We start from the raw sequence: 14,933 nt of genomic DNA on the forward strand, positions 1-14,933 counted from the left end.
AGCCCCGTCCGTTCCGCCACTTAATTGATAAGCCCTGACTTGATAAGTCAGGGCTTTTTCATGTCTAAAATCCAAGCTCAATTGTTGATTTAATCGCAATATTCTTCTGCTTATAAGCGGATTTTTCAGCAATAATAATGCTGCCACAATGCTCCTCATCGAAATCATTCATAAAACGATGAGGAAAACATGACAATCCCTGCCTTTGGTTTAGGTACCTTCCGCCTGCAAGACGATGTTGTAATTCATTCCGTAAAGACCGCACTGGAACTGGGTTATCGTGCCATCGACACCGCGCAAATCTATGAAAATGAGGCTGCTGTTGGCCATGCCATCGCTGAAAGTGGCATAGCGCGTGATCAACTGTTTATTACCACCAAGATTTGGATCGAAAACCTCTCAGCAGAAAAACTGATACCGAGTTTGCAGCAGAGCCTGTCAAAACTACGTTCTGACTATGTCGATCTTACTCTGATTCACTGGCCATCTCCCGGTGCTGCGGTCTCAGTGAAGGAGAGCATGCAGGCATTAATGACCGCTAAAGAGATGGGCCTGACACGACAAATTGGAATCTCAAATTTCCCAATTGCGCTAATGAAAGAGGCGATTGAAGCGGTGGGTATCGAAAATATCGCAACCAACCAAATTGAGCTGCATCCTTTCCTGCAGAACCGAGAGGTCGTCGAGTTTTCAAAACAGCAGGGGATACATATCACGTCTTATATGACGCTGGCTTACGGTGAAGCATTGAAGGATGGCACGATTCAGGCTATTGCACAAAAGCATCAGGCAACGCCTGCACAAGTTGTGCTGAGTTGGGCGATGCAATCAGGCTATGCCGTTATTCCTTCATCAACCAAGCGTGAAAACCTGGCCAGTAACATTGTGGCTGCTCGCGTTGAGCTTGATGCGGAAGATATGGCACAAATCGCGGCCCTGGATCGCCAGCAGAGACTGGTGAGTCCAGAAGGCCTTGCACCAGACTGGGATTAAGTCAGATATTTATCAGCCCTGCATTCGCCAGGGCTGATGATTGACCCATTCACTGAGAAAGTCGATAAAGGCGCGTACGCGCTGACTCACTCCTAGATCGCTGTAATAAACCGCATTAAAAGGCATTTCAACGGGCACGCGCTGTTCTGCCAATATCTCAATGAAGGTTCCATCCGCAATTTCGCTATCGACCATGTAATCGGACAGGCAAGCAATGCCCTGATCATCAAGGCACAGTTGTTTGATAGTTTCACCACTATTCGAGGACATTCCCGGCTCAATGTCATAGAGATCGCGGCCATTATCTGAAATTGGCCAGCGATTTAAACGCAATGGTTCAACAAAGCCAAGGCATTCATGGTGAGCAAGATCGGTTGTGGAAGTAGGAACGCCATATTTCGCTAAATATGCCGGGGTCGCTACCAGTTTGCGATAACTGATAAACAATAAGCGCGCCCGTAAAGTTGAGTCTGTCAGATTGCCTGCGCGAATGGCCACGTCGACCTTACGTTCAATTAGATTGATAAAACTCTCAGATGAAATCAGCGACAGGCTAACGTCAGGATAGCGCTCTCGAAAGGGTTTAATCATGGGAAGAATCAAATGCAGGATGACCGGTGTAGCGGCATCGATGCGCAGTACCCCTTTTGGTGCTTGCTGATGCTCCGTCAACTCATTCTCGGCATTAGACATCTCCTGCATCAGTTTTTGCACGCGTCGGAAGTAGTGCTCACCTTCGTGTGTCAGTGCGAGTTGGCGCGTTGTGCGCGTCAGCAATGCCACACCCAATTTATTCTCAAGCTTTTTTACTGTGCGGCTAACGGCTGAATTGGCCATCTGTAATTGCTCGGCGGCTCGGCTAAAACTGCCGCTTTCGACCACGGCAATAAAGACTTTTAACTCATCTGATGACGCTTTCATTATGCTCTCCACAGCAAAAGTCTATTGTTACTTTGCACCTTTTTGTCATTAAAGCATGAGTCGATAATCACGCCCATCAAAACATTTCTGGGAGTTAATCATGCCACTTGCACTCTGGGCGCTGACCATCAGCGCCTTCGCTATCGGAACCACCGAATTTGTTATCGTGGGTCTGATCCCTACAATTGCAGAACAGCTCAGCATCACACTGCCTTCAGCAGGAATGCTGGTTTCTATCTATGCGCTGGGTGTCGCGATCGGCGCACCTGTACTCACCGCGTTAACTGGAAAGCTGCCGCGTAAGCAGTTGCTCATGAGTCTCATGGTGCTCTTCACAGCAGGTAATCTGGTGGCATGGTTAGCTCCCAACTATGAGACGCTGGTGATTGCGCGTATGTTAACGGGGCTGGCACATGGCGTCTTCTTTTCTGTTGGGTCAACGATTGCTACGAGCCTGGTCAGCAAAGAAAAAGCGGCGAGTGCCATCGCCATTATGTTCGGTGGTTTAACCGTAGCACTGGTCACGGGCGTACCTCTGGGCACCTTGATTGGTCAGCACTTTGGCTGGCGTGAAAGTTTCCTTGCGGTTTCGCTGTTAGGTGTCATTGCATTGGTCAGCAGTATGATTCTGGTGCCGCGTAATATTGCACAACCCCCTGTTACCACGCTGGCACAACAAGCTCGTGTGATGGTCAATCCACGCCTGCTGCTCATTTATACCATCACGGCGCTGGGCTATGGTGGCGTATTCACGGCATTCACTTTTCTGGCGCCGATGATGCAGTCGCTGGCTGGGTTCTCACCTTCCGCAGTGAGTGTCATTTTGCTGGGATACGGTATTTCCGTGGCTATCGGTAATATTTGGGGCGGTAAACTGGCCGACCGTCATGGCGCAGTGTCTGCATTAACGCTGATATTTGCTGCATTGGCCGTATTGTTGCTGCTGTTTCAGTTTACCGCCAGTTCGCACTATATGGCGTTGGTGACAGTTTTGGTGATGGGAATCTTTGCTTTTGCTAACGTGCCGGGGTTACAGGTTTATGTGGTGCAAAAAGCAGAATCCTACGCGCCTGGTGCAGTGGACGTGGCTTCAGGTCTGAATATTGCGGCGTTTAACATTGGTATCGCGCTGGGCTCATTAGTAGGAGGGCATATCGTTGAGCACTACGGGTTGGCTCAAACGCCTTGGGTCGGTGCAGTAATCGTGTTTTTCGCGCTATTACTGGTACGTTTGAGCGGTCAACTTGACAAGTCGCGTGCAGAATTAGCGGCGGAATAGGGCCACTAAAAATCGCCAGATGAAGTGAACCCCGAAAGTGGGATATCCAGCAAGTAGGGGAATTAGCTTCACTTTGCTGTGAAGCTAATTCCGACAATCAACAACGCCAATTGAAACCCAGCCCTAAAATCCCTATAACTGTCAGGTGAAGTTGTAGTCGTAAATCAGCCAGGCGGGAAAGTGCGAAAGAAAACTTATGCAATGCGTTATACAGCGGGTCAGCCTGCAGAGCGGATATTCCCGCCTGGGGCGATGTTGCATCTGGGGCAGGCGCTGCCGCCTGGTGCACCGTTACCTGCGGATCCTGCCTTGCGGGTTTTAGTGTGGAATATCTTCAAGCAGCAGCGGGCAGACTGGATGTCCGTGCTGCAAGGATTCGGCAAAGATGCTCACCTGGTTTTACTCCAGGAAGCACAAACCACCCCTGAACTGGTCAAATTCGCCACCAGTAACTATCTGGCGGCCGATCAGGTACCTGCCTTCGTCTTACCTCAGCACCCTTCGGGCGTGATGACGCTGGCTTCTGCGCATCCTGTGTATTGCTGTCCATTGCGTGAACGCGAACCTTTGTTACGCCTGGCTAAGTCGGCGTTGGTGACGGCCTATCCACTGCCGACTGGCGAGATGCTGATGGTGGTCAACATCCACGCGGTGAATTTCAGCCTTGGCGTGGATGTCTACAGCAAGCAACTCGGGCCGATTGGCGAACAGATTCAACATCACCGCGGACCGGTGATCATGGCCGGCGATTTCAACGCCTGGAGCCGCCAGCGCATGAACGCGCTTTATCGCTTTGCTGAAGAGATGACATTGCAGGAAGTGAATTTCACGGATGACCATCGCCGTAAAGCGTTTGGTCGTCCTTTAGATTTTGTCTTCTACCGGGATATGAAAGTCAGCGAGGCTTCTGTGCTGGTCACGCGCGCTTCAGATCACAATCCACTGCTGGTTGAGTTCAATTCAACGTATCCCATCGGGCGTTAATATACGCATACTGTCTGACAAATGACTAAAGAATAAGCTGAAGGGTGTCGGCGAGAAGGGTTGTGGACGGCAGAAAATGAAAAAGGCTGACAAAAGTCAGCCTTTTCGACGCATTAGGTATCAGGTGTTGCGCTATTCTTCACAAACAGCGTGAGCTTATCGCCCGGCTGAATGTCTTTAGCGTCACTGTTCCAGCGCATAACATCCTGGGTGTTCACACCATGACGTTTTGCAATACTGGCAAAAGAATCACCCTTACGTACACGGTAGGTGATGCTGTTGCCGTTATCAGCCAACTGCGTTGCTTTGCCGCCAACAGTCAACTTCTGACCGATGCGAACTGAAGCACTTCGCAGGTTGTTCTGCTGTTTCAGTGCACTGACGCTAACGCCAAGCTTGTTAGCAATTGCCGACAAGGTGTCGCCTTTGCGTACCGTATAGTTGTTTCCTGCTGCACTGACTTTCGCCATTTCAACAGGCTGCACGGATGCAATGTCACCGGATGCCAGTGAATTGCGCAGCTTAGCAACGTTGGACTTAGGCACCATAATATAGTGCGGTCCGTTTGGCGCAGTGGTGCCATTTTTATAACCGGCGTTGAAGCTCTTCAACTTGTTGAGCGACATACCGGCCATATCTGCGGCCTGCGTCAGTTCAATTTGCTGCCCCACTTCAACACGTGCTAAAGCACGGCTTTCGTTTGGAGTCGGCAACTTGATACCGTACTGCTTGTTGTTCTTGAGGATTTCACTCAAGGCCAACATCTTAGGTACATAGACCGTAGTTTCGCGTGGTAACGATAAGTGCCAGAAATCAGTCGGCTTGCCGCGCGCCTTATTCTGTTTTATCGCTTTCAGCACTCGTCCTTCACCGCTGTTATAGGCGGCCACTGTTAACAACCAGTCACCGTCAAACATACCGTTCAGACGCTGCATCATATCCAGCGCAACTTTGGTCGAGGCCACCACATCGCGGCGTCCGTCATACCATTGGTTCTGTTTCAAACCATAGTTTTTGCCCGTTTGTGCAACAATCTGCCAGATGCCAGCGGCATTCGCAGAAGATGTTGCATGTGGGTCAAAAGCGCTCTCCACTATGGGTAGCAGTACCAGTTCCATCGGCATTTTACGTTTCTGTATCTGCTCGACAATCCAGTACATGTACGGCTCTGCCCGTAATGTTACATCGTGGAGATAGCTCTTATTTTTTAAAAACTTTGTTTTTTGTTCGCGGATCCGGGGGTTTTCCGGAATCCCCATCTTCAACTCGTCACTAATGTGATTCCAGAGATCGGTATCTTCTGCGAGGCTTGTTCCATCATCCTGCCAGCGCTGCGATAATAATTGATCTCCGTACTTTCCATTTTCACCTTGACCAGCTGAAGACAGGCTCTGTGCATGCTGTACGGGGATATTGGCGTCATTCCTTGATGCCTGACATCCTACCAGCAAGACCGAGGCGAGTAAGATCGCTTTAGCCTTCATGTGTGTGTCAATAGTTCGCTTAAAAGACGAGCAACTATACGTTAGGGGTACACACAACACAACCTTAAATATCAAAAACGGTCTTTCTTCCCGCGTAGATCAGCGAAAGTTTGCCATAACGGAGAGGAAGTAACATTAGTCCCTAAAGCCTTTTGTAAATCAGCATCTTGCGTTCGGAGAAATAAATTTATTTCCCGCTCTAATGCCAATTTTGTTGGCAAAGTGATGCGGTTTTCTGCGCGTAAGTCCTTAATTTGCTGATACCTTGCCAAAATTTTGGGGTCATGAGGCAGAATAGCCGCAGCAAACTTCATATTGGATAAAGTGTACTCATGAGCGCAACAAATCAGGGTGTCTGCAGGAAGTTTATTAAGCTTTTGAAATGAATCAAACATTTGTTCTGCTGTGCCTTCAAATAATCTTCCACAACCGCCAGAAAACATCGTGTCACCACAGAAAAGATAAGGTGAACTGAAATATGAGATATGTCCTAAAGTGTGTCCGGGTGTTGCGATGACACTGAAATTTAGCCCAAGCAGGGTAAATTCATCATTCTCGGCGACGATATGTTTTGCCCCCTTATCCGCCGTTTCCTCTGGCCCGTAAACCGCCATATTGGGATAGTGTTGCAGTAACTCGGCGACACCGTCGACGTGGTCGTGATGATGATGCGTGAGCAAAATGGCCACCGGTTGCCACTTGTTGACTCTGATTTTATCCAGCACCGGTTGAGCCTCGCCGGGATCGACAATCAGGCAGTTTTTATCATCGTCCGTCAGTGTCCAGATGTAGTTATCCTGCAACGCGGGAATACTGGTAAGATTCATAAACACCTCTCTGGTCGTAGAAAAAGGATGATGGTAGAGCATGAAGCCAGCGAAAACACGCCAAATTCTGACTGCGCCGCGCTCCTGGCGCGATATGCCATGGGGCGATTATTTTCGCGATGCACTCACGCAGCAGTTGCAGCCTTACCTTGGAAAGCTGTATGGCTTTCATATGCTTAAACTTGGCAGCCTTAGCGCAGAAATCAATACCAGCCAGTGTGCCATATCGCATCAGGTAAATGTGGGCATTGAGGGCGATGACTTGCAGGTGATCGCCAATACCACGCAATTACCATTTGAAGCGAAATCGATTGATGCCTGCCTGATGGCGCATACCCTGGCGTGGAGTCAGGATCCCCATCGCGTGCTACGAGAAGTGGATCGCGTCCTGATTGATGATGGTTGGATGATTATCAGCGGGTTCAACCCCTTCAGCCTGCTCGGTATCAGCAAAGGTATCCCGGGTTTGCACGCGCGCGCGCCATGGAGCGGACGCATGTTCAGCCAGGTACGCTTGCTCGACTGGCTCAGCCTGCTCAACTATGAAGTGGTTTATCGCACCCGTTTTCAAGTGGTGCCGTGGCATCGGCAGGGCGGCAAAGTGATCAGTGCGCACCTGCCCGCGCTGGGATGTCTGAACATTGTGGTGGCACGCAAACGAACATTCCCATTAACGCCCACCAAAGCGAAGAAGAGCTTAAACAAAGCGCAGGTCAGGCAAACGGTAAATGCCACGCGCCAGTTTCGTGAAGTGAAGGATCAGGATTCGACCTGATAGCCAACATCATCCTGCGTGGGATGACCGGCCGCGCTGCGCGCCAGTTCATCGCAGCGTTCATTTTCCGGGTGACCGGCGTGGCCTTTTACCCATTCCCACTTGATTTCATGGTGGCTGAGCGCAAGATCGAGCCGCTTCCAGAGATCGACATTTTTCACCGGCTTTTTATCGGCCGTTTTCCAGCCGCGCTTTTTCCAGTTATGAATCCAGCTGGTGATGCCCTGACGCACATACTGACTGTCGGTGCTGAGTACCACTTCGCAGGGCTGCGTTAACGCTTCTAACGCCACAATCGCCGCCATCATTTCCATGCGGTTGTTGGTGGTGAGTCGATAACCGGCGCTGAACTCTTTTTCATGCGGGCCATAACGTAAAATGGCGCCGTAACCGCCGGGGCCGGGATTGCCCAGGCAGGATCCATCGGTGAATATCTCTACCTGTTTGCGCATCTCTGGTAGACTTCCTTCTGACAAAACGCCAAGTCTGACATAAAACGAGCCCTATGAGCACTGCAAATAACCGCCAGATCGTCCTCGATACCGAAACCACCGGCATGAACATGATCGGTGTGCACTATGAAGGACATCGCATCATTGAAATCGGTGCGGTTGAGGTCATTAACCGTCGCCTGACCGGCAACAACTTCCATATGTATCTCAAGCCCGATCGGCTGGTGGATCCGGAAGCCTTTGGTGTACACGGTATTGCCGATGAGTTTCTTGCCGATAAGCCCATGTTTGCAGACATCGCTGATGAATTCCTGGAATACATCCGTGGTGCGGAGTTGGTGATCCACAACGCCTCGTTCGATATCGGCTTTATGGACTATGAGTTTGGCATGCTGAAGCGCGACATCGGCAAAACCGACACCTTCTGTCAGGTGACGGATAGCCTGGCGATGGCGCGTAAAATGTATCCAGGCAAGCGCAACAGCCTTGATGCGCTCTGTAATCGCTACGAAATCGACAACAGCAAACGAACGCTGCACGGCGCATTGCTCGATGCCGAAATCCTGGCGGAAGTGTTCCTGATGATGACGGGCGGCCAAACTTCGCTGGCCTTCTCCGCGGATGTCGATCAGAACAGCCAAAATACCGGCGATAACATCCAGCGCATTGTGCGTCCGAGTTCAGGATTACGCGTGGTCAACGCCAGCGATGATGAGATCATTGCACATGAAAGTCGTCTGGATTTGGTGCTGAAGAAGGGCGGAAGCTGCCTGTGGCGTGCCTGAATGGGCTGAATTTGCGTGGAAAAGCAACGTTAAGTCGAAAAAATCGGCAAACGATTCATTCCCTCAGAAAAAGCATTGACGGTTCATAAGGCTGCCATTAATATTCGCCTCGTTCTCGACGGGGAACAAAGCGCGGAGCGGTAGTTCAGTTGGTTAGAATACCTGCCTGTCACGCAGGGGGTCGCGGGTTCGAGCCCCGTCCGTTCCGCCAATCATTAAAGAAGCCGATGCAGAAATGCATCGGCTTTTTGCTTTTTCAGGCTGGCATCGGCGCCAACCTGATCATTAGATCAATCCTTCTGCACCGCCACTTCCTGACGGTAAGTACCCACAGAGACTTCACGATCGGCGCGTGCCAGCCAGCGATAGCAACCCGCACCTAATGCCACACCAATAAACCAGCTGAAGTTTGCAACAGCATGCAGTGACGGAATAAAGCTGATCACCAGGCAAATACCTACCGACGGCAGCAGTGCAGCAATCGCTTTCGGGTTAAAGCCACCGCGATACCAGTAGCGTCCCTTTGGCGTGTCATCAAACAGGTCGTCCACGTAAACCTTGCTGCGCTTAATCAGATAGAAATCGGCCACCAAAATGCCAAACAGCGGTCCGATAAAGGAGCCCAGCACATCCAGCGTGTAATGAATCAACTCCGGTGACTGGAACAGATTCCATGGCGTCAGCAGTACAGAACCCACTGCGGCAATCATTCCGCCGGTACGGAAACTGATTTTCTGCGGTGAGCAGTTTGAGAAGTCGAACGCCGGGGAAACAAAGTTTGCCACGATGTTGATGCCGATAGTGGCGATAATCATGGTGAGTAAACCAATCGCGACGGCGACATCATTGCCAACCATGCTCACGGTCTCAATCGGATCGGTAATCATGCGGCCGAACAGCGACTGCGTACCCGACACGATCACCACGGTGACAATCGAGAACAGCAGAAAGTTAAACGGCAGGCCCCAGCGGTTACCCCGGCGGATTTCCCCCATGCTTTTGCCGTAGCGAGAGAAGTCACCAAAGTTGAGCAGTGGACCGGAGAAATAGGAGACCACTAATGCGGTGGCGGTGATCATCTGCCAGGTTTGCTCACCAGTACTCAACTGCTTGCTGGCCAGCGTAAAGGAGATACCGTCAAAGCCGGTTTTGTATACAATCCAGCCCGCTAGCGCCACCATCACCACGTAGACAGCCGGACCCGCCACATCGATAAAGCGTTTAATCGCGCTCATGCCGTGCCAGAACACCATGGCCTGCAGGAACCACATCACACCGAAACAGCACCAGCCCAGTTGAGATAATCCCAGCCAGCTGCTTTGCGTCATGCCACTCAGTGAAGGGAAGAACTTCAGCAGCACCAGCATTAGTGCGTTGGCAGCTAAGTAGGTTTGAATGCCATACCAGGCGAAGGCGATCAGGCCGCGAATCACCGCGGGGATATTGGCACCAAACACGCCGAATGCCTGCCGTGAAATCACCGCGTAAGGTACGCCTGCCATCTGACTCGGTTTGGCGACGAGATTGGCACACAGCTGCACGATGCAGATACCCACTAACAGACAAAGCAGTACCTGCCAGCTCGCCAGTCCCAGGGTAAAGAAGCTGGCGGCGACCACATAGCCGCCCATGCTGTGCACATCCGACATCCAGAAAGAGAAAATGTTATACCACGACCAATTCTGGTCGCGCGTCGGCGCCAGATCCTCGTTACACAGGCGTGGACTGTAGTGGGCGTTGGCTCCAGAGGCCACCCCGGAGGTCACTTCAGAATGATTTGGCATGAAACCTGCTCCTCTCACAACATGGGAAAATTAATCACAACGTGAAACGGTATTGCAGGATCCAGGCCAGAATTGATTTCTTGTATACAAAAAATTAATTTCACGTATACGATATGACTGTGCACAGTCACTGACCGGAGCAGGTAATGAAGAGCGAAACAGGCCAGAAAACGGCGGCCGATCTGAATGATCGCGACGAACCCATCTATCAGGCGTTACTCACCGCCATTGTGGAACATCAGCTGCCACCGGGCAGTAAATTGCCAGAAGAGGCACTATCAGAAGTGTTTGGTGTGAGCCGAACCGGCATTCGCAAGGTGCTGCAGCGCCTCGCCGCGGTGCAAATGATCACCCTGTCGCCCAGGCGTGGTGCACAAGTGGCCACGCCGGGCGTTGATGAGGCGCGCGATATCTTTGCCACACGCAGCTTACTCGAGTGCGCCAATTTGCCCGCGGTGCTGGCTCACGTGCAGCCACCGCACCTTGCTGCCCTGAGCACACTCATTGAGGAAGAGCAGAAGGCACACGAACAGCACGATGGCGCAGCGGCAATTCGGCTCTCTGCGGCTTTTCATATTCAGCTACAGGCGATTTCCGGTAATCAGGTGCTGACGGATATGGTGACTCGCTTGACACAGCGCTCATCATTAGTGATTGCCGCCTATGGTGCGCCCTGGCAGCGCGGATGTCGTTGCGATCATCATGATCGGCTGGTGGATCTACTGCGACAGAAAGATCTTCCCGCGCTCACCGCAGCCTTACAGCATCATTTCGAACATATCGTGGCGAGCCTGCATTTTGAGCGCAGCGGCGAAACGTTACCCGACTTCACCCGGTTATTTTCCGGTCACAATGGAGCTGCATCATGAGCCTGATTCAGGTGATCAACCCCAATACCAGCCTGGCGATGACAGAAACCATCGGTGCAGCCGCGCGTGCGGTAGCGGCACCAGGTACTGAAATCCTGGCCGTGTGCCCGAGTCAGGGGGTGCCTTCGATTGAAGGGCATTTCGATGAAGCCATTGCGGCAATCGGCGTACTGGAACAGGTCAAGCTAGGCAAAGCACAGGGTGTGAGTGGCCACATTATTGCCTGCTTCGGCGATCCGGGGTTGCTGGCCGCGCGTGAACTGGCCAGCGGTCCGGTGATCGGTATTGCGGAAGCCGCGATGCACACGGCAACGCTGGTGGCGACACGCTTTTCAATCGTCACCACGCTACCGCGCACGCTGGTGATTGCCCGCCATCTGCTGCAGCAATATGGCTTTACCCATCATTGTGCGGCGTTGCACGCTATCGATCTCCCGGTGCTGGCGCTGGAAGATGGCAGCGGTGTGGCACAGGAAAAAGTGCGCCAGCGTTGCATTCAGGCGAAGCGAGAAGATGGCAGCGGCGCGATAGTGCTGGGCTGTGGCGGTATGGCCTCACTGGCGCAAGAGCTGACGAAAGAGCTGGGCTTGCCGGTAATAGATGGTGTCAGCGCTGCAGTAAAAATGGTGGAATCGCTGGTGGCGCTCGGCTTTGGCACCAGCAAACACGGGGATTTAGATTACCCGATTGAAAAAGCGCTCAGCGGGGCATTTCAGCACCTAAACTAAGGGCTGGTTGGGGACTGACTAAGGAATTTACAGAATGAGTGATGTATCTGAAAAGAAAGAGTACAGCTTCAACAAAAACTACCCGCGTGACCTGATTGGCTATGCTAACCATCCGCCGCACGCACAGTGGCCGGGCAACGCGAAAGTGGCGGTGCAGTTTGTCCTCAACTATGAAGAGGGGGCAGAAAACAACGTGCTGCACGGCGATGCAGGTTCTGAGCAATTCCTGTCCGATATCATTGGCGCCGCCAGCTACGCCGACCGCCATATGTCGATGGATTCTCTCTATGAATACGGTTCGCGCGCAGGCTTTTGGCGCATTCACAACGAGTTCCAGAAGCGCGGATTGCCATTAACGGTTTTCGGCGTGGCGATGGCGCTGGCGCGTCATCCGGAGATTGTGGACGCAATCAAAACCGCGGATTACGACGTAGTCAGTCATGGCTGGCGCTGGATCCATTATCAGTCGATGGATGCCAAAACCGAACGTCAGCACATGCAGCAGGCGGTGGATGTACTGCGCGATCTGTTTGGTAAAGCGCCCACCGGTTGGTATACCGGTCGCGACAGCCCCAATACCCGCCGCTTAGTGGTGGAGAACGGTGGCTTCAGTTATGACAGCGATTACTACGGCGACGATCTTCCGTTCTGGACGCAGGTGACGTGCCAGGATGGCACGGTGAAACCCCATCTGATCATTCCTTATACGCTGGAATGTAACGATATGCGCTTCGCCTCGCCGCAGGGTTTTAATACCGCCGAGCAGTTCTTTGTCTATCTGCGTGACACCTTTGATGTGCTGTATGAAGAGGGCGACACCGCGCCGAAGATGATGTCGATTGGCATGCACTGTCGACTGCTGGGCCGCCCGGGCAAATTCCGCGCCTTGCAGCGTTTCCTCGACCATATCCAGCAGCATGAGAATGTTTGGGTTTGTACGCGCCAGCAAATCGCCGAACACTGGATGGAGACGCACCCGGCTCCTGCTGTTTAGCGACCTGCGATACTCCGCGCCGACACATTGGGCCGGTACGACATGAACTGTCGTACCGGCCCTGACCACGCCACGAGCATCGGTTTATCACGCTAGCTCATTAAACTCACCTGCGCCGCGACAATCCGCCAGCCGTAAGGCATGCGCACCCATGTTTGTTGCTGGCGACCCATCTTCTCCACGCCTTCACGCGTGAACTCAGTGCTGCACACCGCGTAGTCATCTCCAAAGGTGGTGATCACCGTATTACGTAGCGTGCGATCCAATCCCTTCGATGGACGGGCAGCGCGAAATGCACGGATCTCATCAATGCCATACAGATTTTCCCCTGCGCCCAAACGCACGGTGCGATCGTCGTGCCAGAACAACTCATCCAGCACATCAACATTGTTGCTAACCAGCGCTTCCTCATAACGATAAAACGCAGCGGTCACCTCAGCCAGCACAGCAGGACGATCAATATGTTCAGGTGTCATGGTTACGCATCCATCAGGGTGGTTTGTGGCAGGGTCAACCCTTGCTGCTGCAGTGCCCAGGCGGCGCGCAGTGCAAGATGTTCTTTAAACGGTGCAGCGATTAACTGTAAGCCAATTGGTAATCCGCTGGCGGTTTGCAAAGGCACGGTACAGACCGGCAAGCCGAGGAAGGAAATCGGCTGCGTTAGCATGCCCATACTGGCGCGCGTCGGCAAATCCTGGCCGTTAATGTGAATCGTCTCTTGCCCAATTGTGGTCGCGGTGCAAGGTGTCGCCGGTGCAATCAGGACATCGAATTGTTCAAACAGGGGTAACACCTGCTGTTGAAAATGACGGCGGAAGCGCTGCGCCTGCACATACCACGCGGAAGGCAGCATCGCACCGGCCAGCAGACGCTCGCGAGAGTTCGGTTCGAATTGCTCGGGCACATTGCGCAAAGCGGGCAGATAGTGATTGCCGCCTTCTGAGGCGGTGAGGATAAAGGCTGCTGAGCGGGCAATTTCCGCGTTGGCTAACGTGACTTCTTCGCTGGCATCCAGCGCTTGTGCCACCACTTGCACGGCGGCGCGCGCTTCCTCGCTGCACCAGGTCGAAAAGAAACCGCCCAACACTGCGCTACGTATGCCTTCTGCGCCTTTTACTAATCCGTCACTGGCCGGTTCCTTCGCCTGCGCTGCCTGGAAGGCATCGCTGGCATCGTGACCTTGCAGCGCATCGTACACCAGACTCAAATCTTCCACCGAGCGAGCAAACGGACCGATATGATCGAGGCTGGCAACAAAAGGATGGCTGCCACTGCGCGATAAGCGACCAAAGGTTGGTTTGAGTCCATAGATACCGCACAACGAGGCCGGCACGCGGATCGAACCATTGGTATCGGTGCCCAGTGAGAAGTGCACCAAGCCTGACGCGACGGCCGCCGCCGAGCCGCCCGAGGAACCACCGGCCACGCGGCTCAAATCCCGCGGATTATGGGTCGGGCCATAATGGGTGTTTTCGGTGGTAAAGCCGTAAGCATAGGCATCCATATTCAGCATGCCGGAGAGCAGTGCACCGGACTGACGCAGTTGACTCACCGCCCACGCATCTTCGCAGGCCGCTGCACGTTCACTGAACAAGCTGGCACCAGCAAGGGTGCTGTGACCGGCAACATCAAACAGGTTTTTAACCGCATAAGGAATACCCGCCAGCACAGGCAATACTTCACCGCGCTGGCGTTGCAAATCGACCTGATCCGCCTCGCGCAACATGCGCTGACCGGTGATTTCGGTCCACGCATTGAGCGCTGGATTGTGCTGTTCAATGGCGTTCAACGTCTGTTGCGCCACTTCACGGGCGCTAATATCACCTTGATTCAGCGCATGATTGAGCGCTTTGATGGATAACGATGCCAGTTTCATGGATGGAACACTCCTGCCACTTCCAGCCGGTCATCCAGCGGGAAAGCCATGAGCGGTTCAGCCATGGCGGCGATGCGATTGAACTGCACCAGCAATTCAGCGCGACGTGCTTCGTCCAGCTCCAGAGCCAGAATCTGTTCCATTTGAGCGATATAAGCCGCCCAGTCCGGTTGCGAATGCAT

Annotated in this window: 16 protein-coding genes and 1 tRNA gene; 9 read left to right on the forward strand and 8 right to left on the reverse strand. The window is 52.7% G+C overall.

Going from position 1 to position 14,933, the window contains the following annotated elements; genetic code table 11:
- Positions 1-189: 189 nt before the first annotated feature.
- A complete protein-coding gene (gene dkgB / locus VH86_RS19535) occupies positions 190-993 on the forward strand; it encodes a 2,5-didehydrogluconate reductase DkgB (RefSeq protein ID WP_045833856.1) in 804 nt (267 codons plus the stop codon).
- A 12-nt stretch (positions 994-1,005) separates the two neighbouring features.
- On the opposite strand, the gene yafC is transcribed toward dkgB, so the two are convergent.
- On the reverse strand, positions 1,006-1,914 hold the full coding sequence (gene yafC, locus VH86_RS19540; protein WP_045833857.1) for a DNA-binding transcriptional regulator YafC: 909 nt from the start codon (positions 1,912-1,914) through the stop codon (positions 1,006-1,008).
- 100 nt (positions 1,915-2,014) lie between these two features.
- Between yafC and VH86_RS19545 the strand changes: the two genes are divergently transcribed.
- Together VH86_RS19545 and VH86_RS19550 are read left to right on the forward strand one after the other, a co-directional pair.
- Positions 2,015-3,193 (forward strand): MFS transporter, encoded by a 1,179-nt coding sequence (locus VH86_RS19545; RefSeq protein WP_045833858.1) that lies wholly within the window; start codon positions 2,015-2,017, stop codon positions 3,191-3,193.
- 180 nt (positions 3,194-3,373) lie between these two features.
- Positions 3,374-4,177, forward strand: a complete 804-nt coding sequence (locus tag VH86_RS19550; protein ID WP_038648861.1) for an endonuclease/exonuclease/phosphatase family protein — start codon at positions 3,374-3,376, stop codon at positions 4,175-4,177.
- A gap of 113 nt (positions 4,178-4,290) precedes the next feature.
- Here VH86_RS19550 and mltD read toward each other — a convergent pair whose 3' ends face one another.
- Positions 4,291-5,661: a murein transglycosylase D gene (gene mltD, locus VH86_RS19555; RefSeq protein ID WP_034825415.1), complete on the reverse strand. Its 1,371-nt coding sequence runs from the start codon at positions 5,659-5,661 to the stop codon at positions 4,291-4,293.
- A 71-nt stretch (positions 5,662-5,732) separates the two neighbouring features.
- Positions 5,733-6,488: a hydroxyacylglutathione hydrolase gene (gene gloB, locus VH86_RS19560; protein WP_045833859.1), complete on the reverse strand. Its 756-nt coding sequence runs from the start codon at positions 6,486-6,488 to the stop codon at positions 5,733-5,735.
- A 40-nt stretch (positions 6,489-6,528) separates the two neighbouring features.
- On the opposite strand from gloB, the gene VH86_RS19565 reads away from it, so the two are divergent.
- Positions 6,529-7,263, forward strand: a complete 735-nt coding sequence (locus VH86_RS19565) for a class I SAM-dependent methyltransferase (protein ID WP_038648855.1) — start codon at positions 6,529-6,531, stop codon at positions 7,261-7,263.
- On the opposite strand, the gene rnhA is transcribed toward VH86_RS19565, so the two are convergent.
- Positions 7,248-7,715, reverse strand: coding sequence for a ribonuclease HI (rnhA, locus tag VH86_RS19570; RefSeq protein WP_034825410.1), 468 nt, complete (start codon positions 7,713-7,715; stop codon positions 7,248-7,250). The genes VH86_RS19565 and rnhA overlap by 16 nt on opposite strands.
- A gap of 53 nt (positions 7,716-7,768) precedes the next feature.
- Between rnhA and dnaQ the strand changes: the two genes are divergently transcribed.
- Complete coding sequence (gene dnaQ, locus VH86_RS19575; RefSeq protein WP_038648850.1) at positions 7,769-8,500, forward strand: DNA polymerase III subunit epsilon; 732 nt, start codon at positions 7,769-7,771, stop codon at positions 8,498-8,500.
- 134 nt (positions 8,501-8,634) lie between these two features.
- Positions 8,635-8,711: transfer RNA gene (locus VH86_RS19580), tRNA-Asp, on the forward strand.
- 79 nt (positions 8,712-8,790) lie between these two features.
- Here VH86_RS19580 and VH86_RS19585 read toward each other — a convergent pair.
- Positions 8,791-10,284, reverse strand: coding sequence for an NCS1 family nucleobase:cation symporter-1 (locus VH86_RS19585; RefSeq protein ID WP_034825407.1), 1,494 nt, complete (start codon positions 10,282-10,284; stop codon positions 8,791-8,793).
- Positions 10,285-10,430: 146 nt separating this feature from the next.
- Between VH86_RS19585 and VH86_RS19590 the strand changes: the two genes are divergently transcribed.
- The 3 genes from VH86_RS19590 to puuE are packed head-to-tail and all read left to right on the forward strand — an operon-like array spanning position 10,431 to position 12,875.
- Positions 10,431-11,153, forward strand: a complete 723-nt coding sequence (locus tag VH86_RS19590) for a GntR family transcriptional regulator (RefSeq protein WP_045833860.1) — start codon at positions 10,431-10,433, stop codon at positions 11,151-11,153.
- On the forward strand, positions 11,150-11,881 hold the full coding sequence (gene hpxA / locus VH86_RS19595; protein WP_045833861.1) for an allantoin racemase: 732 nt from the start codon (positions 11,150-11,152) through the stop codon (positions 11,879-11,881). The genes VH86_RS19590 and hpxA overlap by 4 nt, the downstream gene beginning before the upstream one ends.
- Before the next feature lie 34 nt (positions 11,882-11,915).
- A complete protein-coding gene (puuE, locus tag VH86_RS19600) occupies positions 11,916-12,875 on the forward strand; it encodes an allantoinase PuuE (RefSeq protein ID WP_045833862.1) in 960 nt (319 codons plus the stop codon).
- A gap of 92 nt (positions 12,876-12,967) precedes the next feature.
- Here the strand turns inward: puuE and hpxZ are convergent, their stop codons facing one another.
- From hpxZ to hpxX, 3 genes are read right to left on the reverse strand one after another with little or no spacing between them, the layout of a single operon-like run.
- A complete protein-coding gene (hpxZ, locus tag VH86_RS19605; protein ID WP_038648839.1) occupies positions 12,968-13,351 on the reverse strand; it encodes an oxalurate catabolism protein HpxZ in 384 nt (127 codons plus the stop codon).
- 2 nt (positions 13,352-13,353) lie between these two features.
- Positions 13,354-14,751 (reverse strand): AtzE family amidohydrolase, encoded by a 1,398-nt coding sequence (locus VH86_RS19610; protein WP_045833863.1) that lies wholly within the window; start codon positions 14,749-14,751, stop codon positions 13,354-13,356.
- Positions 14,748-14,933 carry an oxalurate catabolism protein HpxX gene (gene hpxX, locus VH86_RS19615; protein ID WP_034825399.1) on the reverse strand — a complete coding sequence of 62 codons (186 nt, stop codon included), beginning with the start codon at positions 14,931-14,933 and terminating at the stop codon, positions 14,748-14,750. The genes VH86_RS19610 and hpxX overlap by 4 nt, the downstream gene beginning before the upstream one ends.

Source organism: Pantoea sp. BL1 (assembly GCF_000963985.1).
GTDB lineage: Bacteria > Pseudomonadota > Gammaproteobacteria > Enterobacterales > Enterobacteriaceae > Pantoea > Pantoea rwandensis_B.

Excerpts from the sequence above, each read along its gene's own strand:
- dkgB (WP_045833856.1), top strand. The coding sequence starts at position 190 with ATGACAATCCCTGCCTTTGGTTTAGGTACCTTCCGCCTGCAAGACGAT.
- yafC (WP_045833857.1), bottom strand. The coding sequence starts at position 1,914 with ATGAAAGCGTCATCAGATGAGTTAAAAGTCTTTATTGCCGTGGTCGAA.
- VH86_RS19545 (WP_045833858.1), top strand. The coding sequence starts at position 2,015 with ATGCCACTTGCACTCTGGGCGCTGACCATCAGCGCCTTCGCTATCGGA.
- mltD (WP_034825415.1), bottom strand. The coding sequence starts at position 5,661 with ATGAAGGCTAAAGCGATCTTACTCGCCTCGGTCTTGCTGGTAGGATGT.
- gloB (WP_045833859.1), bottom strand. The coding sequence starts at position 6,488 with ATGAATCTTACCAGTATTCCCGCGTTGCAGGATAACTACATCTGGACA.
- VH86_RS19565 (WP_038648855.1), top strand. The coding sequence starts at position 6,529 with ATGAAGCCAGCGAAAACACGCCAAATTCTGACTGCGCCGCGCTCCTGG.
- rnhA (WP_034825410.1), bottom strand. The coding sequence starts at position 7,715 with ATGCGCAAACAGGTAGAGATATTCACCGATGGATCCTGCCTGGGCAAT.
- dnaQ (WP_038648850.1), top strand. The coding sequence starts at position 7,769 with ATGAGCACTGCAAATAACCGCCAGATCGTCCTCGATACCGAAACCACC.
- VH86_RS19585 (WP_034825407.1), bottom strand. The coding sequence starts at position 10,284 with ATGCCAAATCATTCTGAAGTGACCTCCGGGGTGGCCTCTGGAGCCAAC.
- VH86_RS19590 (WP_045833860.1), top strand. The coding sequence starts at position 10,431 with ATGAAGAGCGAAACAGGCCAGAAAACGGCGGCCGATCTGAATGATCGC.
- hpxA (WP_045833861.1), top strand. The coding sequence starts at position 11,150 with ATGAGCCTGATTCAGGTGATCAACCCCAATACCAGCCTGGCGATGACA.
- puuE (WP_045833862.1), top strand. The coding sequence starts at position 11,916 with ATGAGTGATGTATCTGAAAAGAAAGAGTACAGCTTCAACAAAAACTAC.
- hpxZ (WP_038648839.1), bottom strand. The coding sequence starts at position 13,351 with ATGACACCTGAACATATTGATCGTCCTGCTGTGCTGGCTGAGGTGACC.
- VH86_RS19610 (WP_045833863.1), bottom strand. The coding sequence starts at position 14,751 with ATGAAACTGGCATCGTTATCCATCAAAGCGCTCAATCATGCGCTGAAT.
- hpxX (WP_034825399.1), bottom strand. The coding sequence starts at position 14,933 with ATGCATTCGCAACCGGACTGGGCGGCTTATATCGCTCAAATGGAACAG.